General features: G+C 41.0%; 18 protein-coding genes. 10 read left to right on the plus strand and 8 right to left on the minus strand.

The genetic code is table 11. The features are described from left to right. Positions 1-293 precede the first annotated feature (293 nt). The 3 genes from NSB03_RS04530 to NSB03_RS04540 are packed head-to-tail and all read right to left on the minus strand — an operon-like array spanning position 294 to position 2,020. Positions 294-575, minus strand: a complete 282-nt coding sequence (locus NSB03_RS04530) for a hypothetical protein (protein ID WP_024988866.1) — start codon at positions 573-575, stop codon at positions 294-296. Then, a complete protein-coding gene (locus NSB03_RS04535; RefSeq protein WP_257466246.1) occupies positions 572-1,366 on the minus strand; it encodes an ABC transporter permease in 795 nt (264 codons plus the stop codon). The genes NSB03_RS04530 and NSB03_RS04535 overlap by 4 nt, the downstream gene beginning before the upstream one ends. 33 nt (positions 1,367-1,399) lie before the next feature. Next, positions 1,400-2,020, minus strand: a complete 621-nt coding sequence (locus NSB03_RS04540; protein ID WP_024988865.1) for an ABC transporter ATP-binding protein — start codon at positions 2,018-2,020, stop codon at positions 1,400-1,402. 165 nt (positions 2,021-2,185) lie between these two features. Here NSB03_RS04540 and NSB03_RS04545 point away from each other — a divergent pair, with 165 nt between their 5' ends. The 6 genes from NSB03_RS04545 (at position 2,186) to NSB03_RS04570 (ending at position 5,190) form a co-directional block, all read left to right on the plus strand. Next, a complete protein-coding gene (locus NSB03_RS04545; protein ID WP_257466247.1) occupies positions 2,186-2,641 on the plus strand; it encodes a hypothetical protein in 456 nt (151 codons plus the stop codon). A gap of 196 nt (positions 2,642-2,837) precedes the next feature. Beyond that, positions 2,838-3,326: a helix-turn-helix transcriptional regulator gene (locus tag NSB03_RS04550; protein WP_257466257.1), complete on the plus strand. Its 489-nt coding sequence runs from the start codon at positions 2,838-2,840 to the stop codon at positions 3,324-3,326. A gap of 24 nt (positions 3,327-3,350) precedes the next feature. Beyond that, a complete protein-coding gene (locus NSB03_RS04555; RefSeq protein ID WP_024987041.1) occupies positions 3,351-3,725 on the plus strand; it encodes a hypothetical protein in 375 nt (124 codons plus the stop codon). A 371-nt stretch (positions 3,726-4,096) separates the two neighbouring features. Next, positions 4,097-4,270, plus strand: a complete 174-nt coding sequence (locus tag NSB03_RS04560; RefSeq protein WP_257466248.1) for a hypothetical protein — start codon at positions 4,097-4,099, stop codon at positions 4,268-4,270. A gap of 37 nt (positions 4,271-4,307) precedes the next feature. After that, positions 4,308-4,478 carry a hypothetical protein gene (locus NSB03_RS04565; RefSeq protein ID WP_257466249.1) on the plus strand — a complete coding sequence of 57 codons (171 nt, stop codon included), beginning with the start codon at positions 4,308-4,310 and terminating at the stop codon, positions 4,476-4,478. Between the two features lie 157 nt (positions 4,479-4,635). Next, positions 4,636-5,190 carry a uracil-DNA glycosylase family protein gene (locus NSB03_RS04570; RefSeq protein WP_024987040.1) on the plus strand — a complete coding sequence of 185 codons (555 nt, stop codon included), beginning with the start codon at positions 4,636-4,638 and terminating at the stop codon, positions 5,188-5,190. Positions 5,191-5,348: 158 nt separating this feature from the next. Here the strand turns inward: NSB03_RS04570 and NSB03_RS04575 are convergent, their stop codons facing one another. Next, positions 5,349-6,899, minus strand: a complete 1,551-nt coding sequence (locus NSB03_RS04575) for a PD-(D/E)XK nuclease domain-containing ATP-binding protein (protein WP_024987039.1) — start codon at positions 6,897-6,899, stop codon at positions 5,349-5,351. A 153-nt stretch (positions 6,900-7,052) separates the two neighbouring features. On the opposite strand from NSB03_RS04575, the gene NSB03_RS04580 reads away from it, so the two are divergent. The 3 genes from NSB03_RS04580 to NSB03_RS04590 all read left to right on the plus strand — a co-directional run bounded on the left by NSB03_RS04580 (position 7,053) and on the right by NSB03_RS04590 (position 9,714). Beyond that, complete coding sequence (locus NSB03_RS04580) at positions 7,053-7,595, plus strand: ferredoxin domain-containing protein (protein ID WP_024987038.1); 543 nt, start codon at positions 7,053-7,055, stop codon at positions 7,593-7,595. 89 nt (positions 7,596-7,684) lie between these two features. Beyond that, on the plus strand, positions 7,685-8,800 hold the full coding sequence (locus NSB03_RS04585; RefSeq protein ID WP_024987037.1) for an agmatine deiminase family protein: 1,116 nt from the start codon (positions 7,685-7,687) through the stop codon (positions 8,798-8,800). 29 nt (positions 8,801-8,829) lie between these two features. Next, positions 8,830-9,714 (plus strand): carbon-nitrogen hydrolase, encoded by an 885-nt coding sequence (locus NSB03_RS04590; protein WP_257466250.1) that lies wholly within the window; start codon positions 8,830-8,832, stop codon positions 9,712-9,714. Between the two features lie 298 nt (positions 9,715-10,012). Here NSB03_RS04590 and NSB03_RS04595 read toward each other — a convergent pair whose 3' ends face one another. From NSB03_RS04595 to NSB03_RS04605, 3 genes are all read right to left on the minus strand, one after another. Continuing rightward, a complete protein-coding gene (locus NSB03_RS04595) occupies positions 10,013-10,402 on the minus strand; it encodes a GtrA family protein (protein WP_024987036.1) in 390 nt (129 codons plus the stop codon). After that, entirely contained in the window at positions 10,399-12,162 is a 1,764-nt protein-coding gene (aspS, locus tag NSB03_RS04600) for an aspartate--tRNA ligase (protein ID WP_024987035.1), read from the minus strand. Before aspS ends, NSB03_RS04595 begins: the two co-directional genes overlap by 4 nt. Before the next feature lie 112 nt (positions 12,163-12,274). Further along, a complete protein-coding gene (locus NSB03_RS04605) occupies positions 12,275-13,300 on the minus strand; it encodes a diacylglycerol/lipid kinase family protein (RefSeq protein WP_024987034.1) in 1,026 nt (341 codons plus the stop codon). A 219-nt stretch (positions 13,301-13,519) separates the two neighbouring features. Here NSB03_RS04605 and spt point away from each other — a divergent pair, with 219 nt between their 5' ends. Next, on the plus strand, positions 13,520-14,704 hold the full coding sequence (gene spt / locus NSB03_RS04610) for a serine palmitoyltransferase (RefSeq protein ID WP_024987033.1): 1,185 nt from the start codon (positions 13,520-13,522) through the stop codon (positions 14,702-14,704). A 101-nt stretch (positions 14,705-14,805) separates the two neighbouring features. Here the strand turns inward: spt and NSB03_RS04615 are convergent, their stop codons facing one another. After that, positions 14,806-15,153, minus strand: coding sequence for a lipocalin-like domain-containing protein (locus NSB03_RS04615; RefSeq protein ID WP_024987032.1), 348 nt, complete (start codon positions 15,151-15,153; stop codon positions 14,806-14,808). Positions 15,154-15,173: the final 20 nt, after the last annotated feature.

The following is a 15,173-nucleotide window of genomic DNA, read 5'->3' on the forward strand; positions in this document are numbered from 1 at the left end:
AACAATGCGCTGTGTACAATAAAAAGTCTCCATGAAAACTAAAGAAAGGGAGACTTTTTATTGTGTGGACTATTATTTAAATTGAGGAAAAAGATGAGGGGGGCTTTTTAGTCAGCCCCAAACCATGCGGACAAAATTATATCGAACTTACGTTAAATAAAGGAAACAACTTGGAACTTACTTCTTGTGACAGCAACATTTGCCATCACACTGTTGTCACACCGTGCTGTCACACTCTAACCTCGCACTAATCAGCCCTTTAAGTACAAAAATGTGACAGATGACAGCAAGTTTTATTTCTTATATATATGGAGAGAGGTTTTATTCTTGAGAGCATAGCGTTCATCGACTACTCTATCCGTAGGGGAAAAAGTAAAAATCAATCGCCACTCTCCTTCCCGGTAGATAAATTTACGACCGTTCGCGCCTCGAAGAATCGCCTTATGCTTTTCCTGCAAAAAGGTTTCAATACCTTGGGGCATCCCACTACCCATTGCTGCAAATTCCACTGTAACAAAGAAATGCGGTATGGATATTTCGGCTACTTTCTGGAATATATGGTCGGTTATTGTCATTTCTTAGTTTCTTTCGATACTTCCAGAAGCTTCCCATATGCATCAAAAGACTTTCGCGAAGCCAATGAAATGGTTATCATCAACGACAGCATGGAGGCGGTGAAGGTGATTACCATAATCATCATCTGATATTTAATGGCAACGTTCGGAGTACTTCCGCCTAGAATCTGTCCAATCATTGTCCCCGGGAAAGCTACCAATCCCATTACAGCAATATTCGCAATCAACGGGCTGAATGATTTAATAATCGCCTGCCGGATAAACGGTGCCTGCGCTTCCTGTCTGGTAGCCCCATTGCCCAATAAATATCTATATAATTGTTGTTCACGTTTCAATCCGCTATAATAAGTATTCAAGGCAATAACATTGCTCGAAAGCATATTTCCCATCAGAATACCGAATATCGGAACAAAGTATTGAGCACTGAAAATATTATCCAATTGAAGAACAATACCTATGAAATACAACCCTACCAACACGACACTGCAAAGAAACCCAACTGAAATCGGAATCAGCAAAATACTGCGTTTCAACTGGGTACGTACCAATGCGGTTTGTCCGGCTACGAATATCATAATAATCACCCAAAGGAAATTAATCCAGGGATTATTCCATAAAAAAAGATATTTCAAGTACATGCCGATGAAGAACAGTTGGATAATCATCCGTATTGTACCGATCACGGCAGGTTTCAGTAATCCTGTCTTGAATTTCCATAAATAAAAGAACGGAATGGCAAGCAGAAGCAAGCCTATGGCTAAGTTATAATATGATATGTCAATCGTTCCCACGGTATATATTCTTACTGTTTTATTCGATTTGGATTATAGTTCTATTACATAATGACACCCCGATGCAAAGTCCTTGTCGTGAGACACAGCAAGTACAGCCGCTCCTTTTTCCGCCTGTCGCCGGAAAAAAGAAAGCACTTTATCGGTTGTTCCGGAATCCAAGGCAGAAGTCGGTTCATCTATGATAATGAGAGGTTTATCAAGCATCGCAGCCACTGCAAGCATAATACGTTGCCGTTGTCCGCCCGAAACTTCATTCACTCTCTTTGTATATAATTCGTGATCCAATCCCAATTCGTCAAAGCACGCGAAAAGCCTTTCTTCCGAAAAAGGAACCGAGCGGTTCACTTTCAACTCGAACGGCAGGGCGACCATTTCCTTCACCCATTCAAATGGTAACGCTAACTCTTGCGGAATCCATGCAATCTGACGCCGGACACTATCAATAGTGGATCTATCAAGAAATATTTCCCCCACTCGAATAGTCCCTTCTTTCAATGGGACGAATCCCATCACTGCATTCAGCAACGATGTTTTTCCGCAACCGGATTGTCCTACGATACAGGCTGTTTCTCCCCGTTCCAGTTTCAGGTTAAAACCGGAGAAAAGCACTTCTGTCCCAAAGGTTATGCAGGCGTTATTGATATGTAACATTTATTTGTTCTCTTGAAATTCTCGCCAAAAGTACACAAAAAACAAGACTTTTCGGATATCGATGGGAAACAAAAGCGGGAGGTTTTGTATAAATCCGACAGAACGACATGTTTTGTCGTCATAGCTCATTATCTTTGCCGGTAGAAATCCAAAAGAAAGCAGACTATGGGAAAGAAATTGGAAGGCATACAACGAATGCTGGTTATTATCAACAAATTGAAAGAAAGGCAACGTTATGTTCCGCGTGAAGAGCTGGAGGAATATGTGCGGCTTCGCATGGAAGAGCGTGACGCGACGCCTGTTGATATTCGGACCATACAACGTGATTTTAAAGATATAGAAGATTTGTTCGGTATTTGCGTCCGCTTCGACAAAAAACGGAACGGCTATTATATCAATGAAGAGGACAGTCTGATTAACGAGCAATACGAACGCCTGTTGCTGAACTTCGATTTACTGAATGCTTTGGATAAAACATCCAATCTGCATACTTATGTCCTTGCCGAACATCACCGTCCGTCTGACACCGAATGCCTTCCGGCATTGATAAAGGCCATCAAATTCTCTCATCCGGTAGCATTCGATTATATATTATTGCTGTCCGGTAAAACTTTGACATGATAGGAAATGGACTATTTTTATCTCATACAGCATGAAACAGACTCGTATAGATGTCTTTTAAGGGCTTTTTGATGCTTAATGCTACCAATTTCACATCGCCTCAAATGACAAGCCCTTTTTCGTAAAACAGGTGTAACTTATTATATTTGTAGAGAATATATGATTTTGTCGTTTTTTACCGGACAGCAATAATTATATATATGTACGCGAAGAAGGCAGAATGCGTGAAAAGAAAGTCCTTCCCCATTATCTGAAAGAAGACCAGCAACGCTGGTATCTTCTCGCCTACGATAATAACGTGCTGAAAATATTCAACGTAGACTGTATCCGTAACCTCCGGATTTATTATGAAGAAACCTTCAAGAAAGATATGAATATTGATGCAAACGACTTATTTAAGGACAGTTATGGTATCTGGAACCAGCCGGATATTCCCATAGAAAATATTGAATTGAGTTACAGTGCACTAGATGGCAGATTCTTAAAATCTGTTCCTCTGCACCATTCGCAGACAATCATTGTAGACAACGAAACAGAATTCCGGATTACATTGCGCCTCCGTATTACCAATGATTTTGTAATGGCGTTGCTTGCACGTAGCAGCTCACTTACGGTAATCAAACCGTTACATCTTCGAGAACGCGTCCGAAAGGTGTATGAAGAAGCACTGCAGAGGAATGCATGAAAATAGAACTTCAATTTCCTAAATATGAAAATAAAAAAGATATTCAGAACCGTAGGTATCTCAGCTCTTGTTGTTGTCTTTAGCTATTTTGTCTATCAAGACCAGTTGGCACAGAAAGAATTAATGAGAAGTCTTGACAGGAATGCTTCGTCCATTCATCCTGATTCCGGCAATTGTTCATACACCTCTTCTTCACTGAGCAACGAAGATGAACTTCTTCCGAAAACAGAAAAGAAGGAAAATGACTCCAACACTTATTACCCGGAAGATGATTTCAACGGACGTTTGGATGATTTTCTTGCCGATCCGGAAGATGAGATGACTTTTCCATCGGAAGTTTTCGATACACAAATAGATGAATGCGATGATGAACTGATAGAAAATGAGATTGATTATTAGCGAATAATTTATACGCTAAAAACAAAAAACAATGCCCTTGAAGTGTTATATTGCAAAAGATTGTCTATATTTGCAACGTTGTCACAAGTAGTTGTGCAACTTTACATATAATTAATAGATGAAAGTGTTTTGCTTTTATCCTTATTCGGGAAATCTGGTAAATTTCAAAAGGAACAGGGATAACAATAACACTCGTCACTTGTATTCCATTATGCGCTGTCATGTGCATATCTATACAAGTGTGGGGTATTGTTTATTTGTTCCTTAGGTTTACCAGAGCCTCCCGATAGATAAACAGATGACTCCACACTTTCTTTTTTATGTATAACCTCATTTTAGGGAGTCGAAATGATATTATAAATAGGATGTTTATGGAAAAAAAATCGGCAATTCCCAAACCAGAAATTGGAGTTAGGATTCTTCTTTCTCGAAAAATTGGTGTAAAAAAACATAATGAAGACTTTTTAATTCTAACAGCGCTATTCTGTTTATTCATGTTATGTTGGATATTTGCGTTTTTAAATTTTATAGGAATAGATGTTTAATAATATAAACTTTGATTATATGGAAAACAATAATGAAATGAAAAAGATTGATTCTTCAATGGTTGAATGTCCCTATTGCAAGAATGTGATAGAAGCTCCTGATAAACCGGACGTCATATTCAAATGTCCCAAATGCCATAAAGAACTCATTACTTACGATAAAAGGAAAGAATCTGACATATTATCAAAAGAGCAGAACGCATACTGAGAATCGATCAACTTCCTTAATATTTATTCCCAAAAATATCTATTTCCCTGTTAGGCATTGAGCCGAATCCAGAAAAATCAAAACTATGGGAAGAGGGGATTAAATTTGTGGTAATAGCTGCATAAGTGTTAAAGAAATATTTGACGAACTATTATTTATGAACAGAATTACATTAAAACCATTTGTAAGAGAAAATTTAGACATTTTGTTTGTCGGCTTAAATCCAGCCGTCATATCTAATCAGAAAGGACATTACTTTTCAGTAAAGCAATCTTTTTGGAATCAATTATATAAAAGTGGACTGATTTTAAAAGAAGTCGATAAAGAATATGCTGATGAATGTATATTTGGAGATACAATCTTTAATATTAATCAACGGAATTTTGGTATAACAGATTTAGTCACTAATATAGCAAACAGCAATAGTACTGAAGTCACCCCAACTATGGCGCACTGCATACAATTAGAGAGAACAATTCTTGAATACAAGCCCAAAGTAGCAATCATTTTACATAGTAAAGTCCTTAAAATATTTATTCATAAACATTTGGGATTAAAAAAGAAATACTTTTCTAATTGTGGTAATATGGGGCAATTATTAAGAAATAGTGATACGACCTTTTTCAATATTGCCTTTCCACATGGAAACGCAATACCTGATGCTGCCAAAATTGAAAGATATAAAGAAGTGAAAGAGTTTATTTTAAAATAGATGCATAACAAAATTGCAACAAAGTGTAATGAATCGATTGATAAACAATTTATTACACTTTGTTTTTCTATAAAACAGCCAAGAGAAGACAAATCACTGTTGTTATCTTGAGATTTTCGCCTGAATTATGTCTATTGAAATTGCCTATGATTCAAACCTTACTCTGCCACCCACTTTTCAATGTTTCTTGTCTCAGCGCTGAAATTCACCCCTATTTTGAACAGTCGGCGCTCGTCACTCTCAAAAGGTTTCGCATAATGTTTCTCATTAATCTGTCGCAAAGCCTCTTCAGCCGTACCCTCCAGTTTGAATTCCATGACATAGATAAATTTATCAGTTTGCAAGACAAGATCGATACGTCCCCGACTTGTATGATATTCTACTTTTACATAAAAACCGACTAATTTGAACACGATAAAGAGAACATTCTGATAATGCAATTCCAAATCGCGAACCATCTCATAAGGAGTATCTGCAAAAAAACTCTGAAGACGACGGAAAAAAGAATCATAATCTCCAGAACGGACTTCACGAACGAACTTCTGAATCTCAAAAGATGATTCTACGGCATTTATATTGGCATAAAAAGGCATGAGATATTTCACAAAACCTTCCTCTACTTCACGATTGGGAAATCCCAAACGATAAGTCTCAAATTCACGATCGTAGCCTTTTATGGTAAGATAACCGCTCTGATAAATCACAGGGATAGGATTGTCGGAAGTTGAATCAATACTATTCAGTACATCAGCACTGGTTTCTTCATGAGCCATCCGGTGAAGATCGTAATGATGTTTTTTTAGCAATTCGACCAAATAAGTAGGTGTCCCCGTTTCAAACCAGTAGTTACCAAACGTATTGTATTTAAGTGTATTAAGTAAGCTAAACGGATTATACATACCTACAGAATCATGAGTAAAATGATAACCATCATATCTTTCACGCATTTCAGTACAAATTTTATCATACGCCAAATTCTGCGCATCAGCAAATTCATGCAATTCTGTTTCAAAGTTCTCATGCAACTCATGATCACTGATTCCGCAGATTTCAATGTATTGCTGACGCATAGATATATCCTCCAGGTTGTTCAGGTCACTAAACACGCTCACCTTTCCGGATTTTGTCACTCCTGTGAGCATGCCAAACTTAATGTAGCCATCCTTGCTTTTTAAAGCTCCATAAAAGGCCTTCAATGTATCACGAAAACTCTTCTGAAGTTCATCATTGCCGATTGCCTGCAACATAGGCTTATCATACTCATCCACCAAAATAACGACACTCTGTCCCGTCTGCTCACAAGCACGCTGAATCACACCTTGAAAGCGAGAAGCGAATGTTTTCTCGTAATCCTGTGCGCCATAGAGAGCTTCCCAACCGCGTAAAGCACTTTCTAAAACTTGGTCGAGCGCTTCGGGAGTCGTATATTTCTCCGCATTCAGATCTAAATGCAAAATGGGATATTTAATCCACTCCTTTTCCAGCTTCTCCATCGCCAATCCTTCGAAAAGTTCTTTTTTCCCTTGAAAATAGGCTTCCAAAGTAGATAGTAACAGGCTTTTCCCAAAGCGACGTGGACGACTTAGAAAATAGTAACTGCCCGTTTTCACCATCTGATAAATCAAGGCAGTTTTATCTATATAGCAATAACCACCTTTACGTATTTTTTCAAAGTTCTGTATGCCAATAGGATAAATTTTGTTACTCATATACTCATATTATTTAGGAGTTGACAGATACAAAGATAGACTTTTCCACCCAATAACACAAAGTTCGATATGAAAGTTTTTTCTTTCATCGTTTAATGTAAAGTTTTCCAATTTTAATTTATCTTTGTCTCACTAATTAATTCAAGAAAAGTTATGATACTGAACGAAAGAGATGCCCGTCACGAGCATGTACTACAAGTAGCCCGCCAAATGATGACGGCTGCGCGTACTGCTCCCAAAGGAAAAGGAATCGATATTATCGAAGTGGCACTAATCACGGATGAAGAGATTAAACAACTATCGGACACTATGATAGCTATGGTAGAAGAACACGGAATGAAATTTTTCCTTCGTGATGCTGACAACATTTTAAATGCCGAATGTGTTATATTAATAGGAACGCGCGAGCAGGCACAAGGCTTGAACTGCGGCCATTGCGGTTTCACCACCTGCGCCGAACGTACCGAAGGAGTTCCCTGCGCATTGAACAGCATAGATGTAGGCATCGCCATAGGCTCCGCCTGTGCTACGGCAGCCGATTTGCGTGTAGATACACGTGTGATGTTCTCCGCCGGACTGGCAGCACAACGCCTGAACTGGCTGAAAGACTGTAAGACGGTAATGGCAATTCCGGTAAGCGCATCCTCCAAGAATCCGTTCTTTGACCGGAAGCCAAAGCAAGAAACGAATTCATAATAATACGTAATGATTGCGCAACAGGCACACTAATGACTGACGCAGACAATAAACTGATTTTATAAATAACTAAATAGATAATAGTCTTAATGGGAATCATGGTTGGACTTCCCAGCCCAAGCGGCTCGGAAAAAGATTTGCAGTTGAATTTCGGCAAAAATATGACCGTGCAGGTAGAAATGAGAGCACCTCATCTGCCCGCCGAATGGCATATGCAGAGTGGTATACAGTTGACATGGCCACACGCCGGTACAGACTGGGCATACATGCTGGCAGAAGTGCAAGAGTGTTTTATAAACATAGCCAGGGAAATAGCGAAACGAGAGTTGCTATTGATTGTCACCCCCGAACCGGAAGAAGTGAAAAAACAGATAGCCGCTACCGTCAACATGAACAACGTCCGCTTTCTGGAATGTGCCACCAATGATACATGGGCACGCGACCACGGAGCCATCACCATGATAGACACCGGCACCCCTTCCCTGCTCGACTTTACATTTAACGGTTGGGGACTGAAATTTGCTTCCGAACTGGATAATCAAATCACCAAACAAGCGGTAGAAGCCGGGGCTTTGAAAGGCCAGTATATCGACCGCCTCGACTTCGTTCTCGAAGGAGGCTCTATCGAAAGCGACGGAATGGGCACACTGCTCACTACCTCCGAGTGTCTGCTTTCTCCCCAACGGAACGGAAAGCTGAACCAAGCAGAGATAGAAGAATACCTGAAATCCACCTTCCATCTGCAAAAGGTTCTTTGGTTAGACCACGGCTATCTTGCCGGCGACGACACTGACAGCCACATCGACACTTTGGCACGTTTCTGTTCTACTGACACCATTGCTTACGTGAAATGCGATGACAAAGAAGACGAACACTACGAAGCATTGCTCGCAATGGAGGAACAACTGAAGACATTCCGCACCCTAGCAGGAGAACCCTATCGCCTGTTAGCCTTACCGATGGCAGACAAGATAGAAGAAGACGGCGAACGCCTGCCCGCAACTTACGCGAACTTCTTGATTATGAACGAAGTTATTCTATACCCGACATACCATCAGCCGGTGAATGACCAAAAAGCAAGTGAAGTGTTACAACAAGCATTTCCAGACCATCAAGTAATCGGAATAGATTGTCGTGCCCTGATTAAGCAACACGGTTCCCTGCATTGTGTCACCATGCAATACCCATTAGGAGTTATAAAATAACAAATGAATCAACCAAGTAATTATTCATTATGAAAAAGATAAAAGTCGGAATCATCCAACAATCCAATACCGCAGATATTCGGGTCAACCTGATGAACCTCGCAAAGAGTATCGAGGCTTGCGCTGCTCACGGTGCGCAACTGATTGTGCTTCAAGAGTTACACAACTCACTTTATTTCTGCCAAACAGAAAACACCAACCTGTTTGATCTGGCTGAACCCATTCCCGGACCATCCACAGGCTTTTATTCCGAGTTGGCAGCCGCCAATAAAGTAGTCCTTGTCACCTCTCTTTTTGAGAAACGTGCACCGGGAATTTATCATAACACTGCCGTTGTTTTCGACCGTGATGGAAGCATTGCGGGAAAGTACCGGAAAATGCATATTCCCGATGACCCGGCTTACTACGAGAAATTCTACTTCACTCCCGGAGACATCGGTTTTGAACCCATTCAAACCTCATTAGGAAAGTTGGGCGTATTGGTATGCTGGGATCAATGGTATCCGGAAGCTGCCCGTCTGATGGCACTGAAAGGCGCGGAACTATTAATTTATCCTACCGCCATCGGCTGGGAAAGCAGTGACACGGACGATGAAAAAGCCCGCCAACTCAACGCCTGGATTATTTCGCAGCGTGCACATGCCGTTGCCAATGGTCTTCCTGTTATCTCTGTCAACCGTGTAGGACACGAACCCGATCCTTCTGGACAGACAAACGGCATTCTATTTTGGGGAAACAGTTTCGTTGCAGGACCGCAAGGAGAATTTCTGGCACAAGCCGGAAACAATCATCCGGAAAACATGGTAGTGGAAATAGATATGGAACACTCAGAAAACGTCCGCCGTTGGTGGCCCTTCCTCCGCGATCGCCGGATTGACGAATACGAAGGACTTACCAAACGCTTCCTCGACTAAAGTTCAATGCAGAAGTTCTCCAATAAAGTTTACTCCCAAGACATAAAAGAGGATATTTATAAATATCACAACACCCCAAAGGAACCGTCTAACGAATTCTAAATATTGAAAATCACCCACGCTACAGATAGTTATAGCGTGGGTGAAATTATTAATGAGGGACTTGTCAGACAGCCCTTTCTATAATTTATTATGTGAAAAATGTCCCCTACTGCAGTAAAAAAATAAGAATGGCACAGAGCCAAAATCTAAATTTAAAACTCTGTGCCATTCCTATACACTATATATAATAACTATTTCATTGAAAAGTTATTTTCTTGTTAGCTAGAAAATTAGCCCCTCCATAAATAAACAACCCCAAAAATTGAGCCAGATATTCATTTACATCCAATCCTTCCACTAATAAAATAAGGAATAAGAATTGTGCTGTATACGCCAACCCGAAAGCAGAACAAAAGAATAGTATCTGTTTCCAGATACTATTCTTTTTATTTTCTACAGGGAATATCCAATATTTGCACCAGATAAAGTTATGAATCTGAGCTATCAGGTACGCTGTTATATTAGCCACCATATAGTCACCGTCGAATGATATTTCTTTCATCATCAACCATACAACCAATGCCATAATGAGGGCATTCATCGTACCGATTACTATAAAACGGAATATGCGTACAGATTCTTTCACTCGCCTTCTTTGAAATCAACAATCAGATTAAGTTCGTCAAGTTGAGTCTGGTCAATTGCAGACGGTGCATCCAACATCACGTCACGACCGGAGTTGTTCTTCGGGAATGCGATACAGTCGCGGATAGAATCCAAACCGGCAAACAAAGACACCCAACGGTCAAGTCCGTATGCCAAACCACCATGAGGAGGCGCACCATACTTAAAGGCATTCATCAGGAAGCCGAACTGTGCTTCTGCCTTTTCAGGAGTAAATCCTAAAATCTCGAACATCTTTGCTTGCAACTGTGCATCGTGGATACGGATAGAACCACCACCTACTTCAACCCCGTTGACAACCATATCGTAAGCATCAGCGCGCACTGCCGCCGGATCAGTATCCAACAACGGAATATCCTCTTCCTTCGGATGAGTGAACGGATGGTGCATAGCCATCAGGCGACCTTCTTCTTCACTCCATTCGAACATCGGGAAGTCAATTACCCAAAGGCAAACAAATTTATTCTTATCGCGCAAGCCCAACTGAGACCCCATTTCCAAACGGAGTTCGCAAAGTTGTTTGCGTGTCTTCATCACATCATCACCGGACAGAATCAGAATCAAGTCACCTGGTTTGGCACCAAATGCTTCCTTCATCTGCTGAAGAACTTCTTGTGTGTAGAACTTATCTACGCTTGATTTTACTGTACCATCTGCTTCCACACGAGCATAAACCATACCTTTGGCACCAATCTGAGGTTTCTTCACGAACTCGGTCAACGCATCCAGTTGCTTGCGGGTATAAGTTGCAGCACCTTCGGCACAGATACCACCGATATAAGCAGCATTATCAAATACAGAGAATCCGTGACCTTTCATAATATCCATCAGTTCCACGAATTTCATGCCGAAACGCAAATCCGGTTTGTCGCTACCATAATATTTCATGGCATCAGCCCAAGCCATACGCTGGAACGGTTCGGTCAGTTCCACACCGCGAAGGGTCTTGAACAGATGTTTAGCCATCCCTTCGAAAGTAGTGATAATGTCTTCCTGTTCTACGAAACTCATTTCACAGTCAATCTGTGTAAACTCAGGCTGACGGTCGGCACGCAAGTCCTCGTCGCGGAAACATTTCGCAATCTGGAAGTAACGGTCGAAACCGGAAACCATCAATAATTGCTTCAAAGTCTGCGGTGATTGCGGAAGTGCATAGAACTGTCCCGGATTCATACGTGACGGAACGATAAAGTCTCGTGCACCTTCCGGAGTAGAACCGATCAGAACCGGTGTTTCTACTTCGATAAAACCAAGGCTATCGAGATATTTGCGCACTTCGATTGTCATTTTGTGACGCAGTTCCAAGTTAGAGCGAACAGCGTTACGGCGCAAATCCAGGTAACGGTATTTCATACGGATATCATCACCGCCATCCGTATTGTCTTCAATGGTGAACGGCGGAGTCATGGCAGTGTTCAGCACGTTCAATTCGGAAACAATGATTTCAATGTCTCCGGTAGGAATGTTGGCATTCTTACTGAAACGCTCGTTCACAGTTCCTGTGATTTGAATGACGAACTCACGTCCCAATTTATTGGCACGTTCACAAAGTTCAGCATTGATTTCTTCGTTAAAGACTAATTGAGTAATTCCGTAACGGTCGCGAAGGTCGATGAAAGTCATACCTCCCATTTTACGGCTACGCTGTACCCAGCCAGACAGCGTTACTTGCTTATTTGCATCAGAGATTCTCAGTTCTCCACATGTGTGTGTTCTGAACATATATTTTCTTATTTAATAAACGATTATCACTTGCGTTTTCTTTTTGGCCGAACCAAAACTCTGCAAAAGTACGTAATAATTTGTAATTCGTGATTAGTTACCCTTAATTTTCTCAGACTTTCTTTGTCAACTTTTGCAATATTTTCTTGTTTTTGTCTGTTATATTGTCAACGATGGCTTCATTCATCAATTTAATGCCATTCATATATTCTTGCGCTCTTTGAAGCACATTGGCTGCATCTTTTTCAGCCGCATGCGGCACTACTACACGTAATCCGCTTTGGATTAACTCAATATTGACATCTGCGTCTGTCTCCATGGGGTCACCGTCGAAATGCACCACTCCCGGAGTATTCCGGCGAATACACAACTTCTTGCAACGGAAAGTCTTGATACGGCTATTCTGGTCGATTGTCTTATTAAATAGCTGAAAGGCAAGTGAAGGTACATCCAGAACGGTGAACGGTTCTAATATGGTGACATCCAACAGACCATCTGTCAGAGTGGCTTGTGGGGCAATATAAGCATTATTTCCATATTGTGATGCGTTTCCGCAAGCAATAAGAAAAGCCTTGTACTTGGACACTCCGTTTTCAGTCTCCAGTTCGTAAGTCTCCGGCTGATATTTTAGGCTTTCCTGCAATGTTTTTTCCAGATAAGTCAATAATCCGCGTTTGCCGGCATGCGCAAACTTCAGACTGACAAAAGCGTCAAATCCTACTCCACAAGTGCAGAAGAAATCTGTTCCGTTAATCTTACCATAATCTATTATATCCGTACATCCCTCATTAAGCACCTCCAATGCTTTTTTCGGTTCCATAGGTATATGCAGATGTCGCGCCAGCCCATTACCCGATCCGCAAGGTATAATCCCTAAAGCTGTATCAGTATGCACCAGCGAACGAGCTATTTCATTGATTGTCCCGTCTCCACCGATAGCCACCACTACATCCGTTTTTTCTTCCGCAGCTTGGGCGGCTATCTCTACTGCATGACCGGCTCTTTCTGTATATACTACTTCCCAAGAGTATTTCGTCTTGTCTATTTTCTCATCCAGCAAGCTAAGAACCAATTCTTTACTTTGTGTCCCGGAAATAGGATTGACGACGAATTTTATTTTTCTCATACTTTCGTTCATGCTATTCTTGTCGATTGTAGACGACAAAAGTAATATAAATATCTTAAATTTTAATCTATTAGAGGTTTCTAATCTCAAGCTAGCAACTTTTTTCTCTTAAAAAGAATGTATGAAAGCAAATTTTGTTATCTTTGCCCCCTGTTTTAAACACTTGTTAAGACAAAAGGATATTAGACCGTCGACGAATGGTCTGAGTATGAGTATTATAAATTATAATTCATGGGATTATTACAAGATAAGTTAGCTAAGTACGACCTGCCACAAAAGTTTATGGCACAGGGCGTTTACCCATATTTCCGTGAGATAGAAGGAAAACAGGGTACAGAGGTAGAAATGGGCGGACACGAAGTGTTGATGTTCGGCTCCAATGCATACACTGGCCTTACGGGAGATGAAAGAGTTATTGAAGCTGGTGTTCAAGCCATGCATAAATATGGTTCCGGATGCGCAGGGTCACGTTTCTTGAATGGTACGCTTGACCTGCATGTTCAACTGGAAAAAGAATTAGCTGCTTTCGTTGGTAAAGATGAAGCTCTCTGTTTCTCTACCGGTTTTACAGTAAATTCAGGTGTCATTCCTGCCCTGACAGACCGCAATGATTATATCATCTGTGATGACCGCGACCACGCATCCATTGTAGATGGTCGTCGCCTCTCCTTTTCCCAGCAATTAAAATATAAGCATAACGACATGGCTGATCTGGAAAAGCAACTTCAAAAGTGCAACCCGGATTCAGTGAAACTAATCATAGTGGACGGCGTATTCTCTATGGAAGGTGACTTGGCAAACTTGCCCGAAATCGTACGCTTGAAACATAAATACAATGCTACTATCATGGTAGACGAAGCTCATGGTTTGGGGGTATTCGGAAAACAAGGACGTGGAGTTTGTGACCATTTCGGTTTGACTCACGAGGTTGACTTGATTATGGGTACTTTCAGCAAGTCTTTGGCTTCTATCGGTGGTTTTATTGCTGCTGATTCTTCAATCATCAACTGGCTGCGTCATAATGCGCGTACTTATATATTCAGCGCATCCAATACTCCGGCTGCTACTGCATCCGCTTTGGAAGCTCTCCACATTATCCAGAACGAGCCGGAAAGACTTGAAGCATTATGGGAAGCTACCAACTATGCATTGAAACGTTTCCGCGAAGCCGGATTTGAAATCGGTGCTACCGAATCACCTATCATTCCTCTTTATGTGCGTGATACGGAAAAGACTTTCATGGTTACGAAACTGGCTTTCGACGAAGGTGTATTCATCAATCCGGTTATTCCACCGGCATGTGCTCCACAAGATACGTTGGTACGTGTGGCATTGATGGCTACTCATACAAAAGAACAGATTGACCGTGCTGTAGAAAAGTTGGTGAAAGCATTCAAGGCTTTGGATATTTTATAATCAGTATTGATAACCCTATAAAAAAGCTACTTTCCTATATTGAATTGGGAAAGTAGCTTTTTTATTTATTCAATAAGATGAATATTCACCTATCAATTACATTATTTCTGTTTTGCATAGCGAATCTCCATTCCCCGATTATCCAAAACTAATGAATCAGCCGTCAGCTTTTTAATCGCCATTGTATCTGTAAATTCAATTGTCTGTCCATTACCAATACTTTTTCCGGTCAGAATCAGTTTGCCACCTTCCTGTTTCCAACTTTCATAAATTAATGTAGCCATATTAACAGAAGATGCACCACCACCCTCTTCCATTTTAATACCTTGTACTTGTCCCGCCATACCCGGTACAGGCTCTACCCATGTACCTACCACTGAAGTAGCACTACCGCCACACGCAGCCAATAACCCTGCCAACAGAGTTGCTGCCAACATTTTCTTTCTCATAATTTTGCGTTATTGTTAGA

The organism is Bacteroides acidifaciens (assembly GCF_024623065.1).
GTDB classification, from domain to species: domain Bacteria; phylum Bacteroidota; class Bacteroidia; order Bacteroidales; family Bacteroidaceae; genus Bacteroides; species Bacteroides acidifaciens.

What these genes read in the sequence shown, in the direction of transcription:
- NSB03_RS04585 (WP_024987037.1), top strand. Translation starts at nt 7,685, where the DNA reads ATGGGAATCATGGTTGGACTTCCCAGCCCAAGCGGCTCGGAAAAAGAT.
- NSB03_RS04565 (WP_257466249.1), top strand. Translation starts at nt 4,308, where the DNA reads ATGAAAAAGATTGATTCTTCAATGGTTGAATGTCCCTATTGCAAGAAT.
- NSB03_RS04555 (WP_024987041.1), top strand. Translation starts at nt 3,351, where the DNA reads ATGAAAATAAAAAAGATATTCAGAACCGTAGGTATCTCAGCTCTTGTT.
- NSB03_RS04580 (WP_024987038.1), top strand. Translation starts at nt 7,053, where the DNA reads ATGATACTGAACGAAAGAGATGCCCGTCACGAGCATGTACTACAAGTA.
- NSB03_RS04530 (WP_024988866.1), bottom strand. Translation starts at nt 575, where the DNA reads ATGACAATAACCGACCATATATTCCAGAAAGTAGCCGAAATATCCATA.
- NSB03_RS04540 (WP_024988865.1), bottom strand. Translation starts at nt 2,020, where the DNA reads ATGTTACATATCAATAACGCCTGCATAACCTTTGGGACAGAAGTGCTT.
- aspS (WP_024987035.1), bottom strand. Translation starts at nt 12,162, where the DNA reads ATGTTCAGAACACACACATGTGGAGAACTGAGAATCTCTGATGCAAAT.
- NSB03_RS04575 (WP_024987039.1), bottom strand. Translation starts at nt 6,899, where the DNA reads ATGAGTAACAAAATTTATCCTATTGGCATACAGAACTTTGAAAAAATA.
- NSB03_RS04545 (WP_257466247.1), top strand. Translation starts at nt 2,186, where the DNA reads ATGGGAAAGAAATTGGAAGGCATACAACGAATGCTGGTTATTATCAAC.
- NSB03_RS04570 (WP_024987040.1), top strand. Translation starts at nt 4,636, where the DNA reads ATGAACAGAATTACATTAAAACCATTTGTAAGAGAAAATTTAGACATT.
- NSB03_RS04605 (WP_024987034.1), bottom strand. Translation starts at nt 13,300, where the DNA reads ATGAACGAAAGTATGAGAAAAATAAAATTCGTCGTCAATCCTATTTCC.
- NSB03_RS04615 (WP_024987032.1), bottom strand. Translation starts at nt 15,153, where the DNA reads ATGAGAAAGAAAATGTTGGCAGCAACTCTGTTGGCAGGGTTATTGGCT.
- NSB03_RS04590 (WP_257466250.1), top strand. Translation starts at nt 8,830, where the DNA reads ATGAAAAAGATAAAAGTCGGAATCATCCAACAATCCAATACCGCAGAT.
- spt (WP_024987033.1), top strand. Translation starts at nt 13,520, where the DNA reads ATGGGATTATTACAAGATAAGTTAGCTAAGTACGACCTGCCACAAAAG.
- NSB03_RS04560 (WP_257466248.1), top strand. Translation starts at nt 4,097, where the DNA reads ATGGAAAAAAAATCGGCAATTCCCAAACCAGAAATTGGAGTTAGGATT.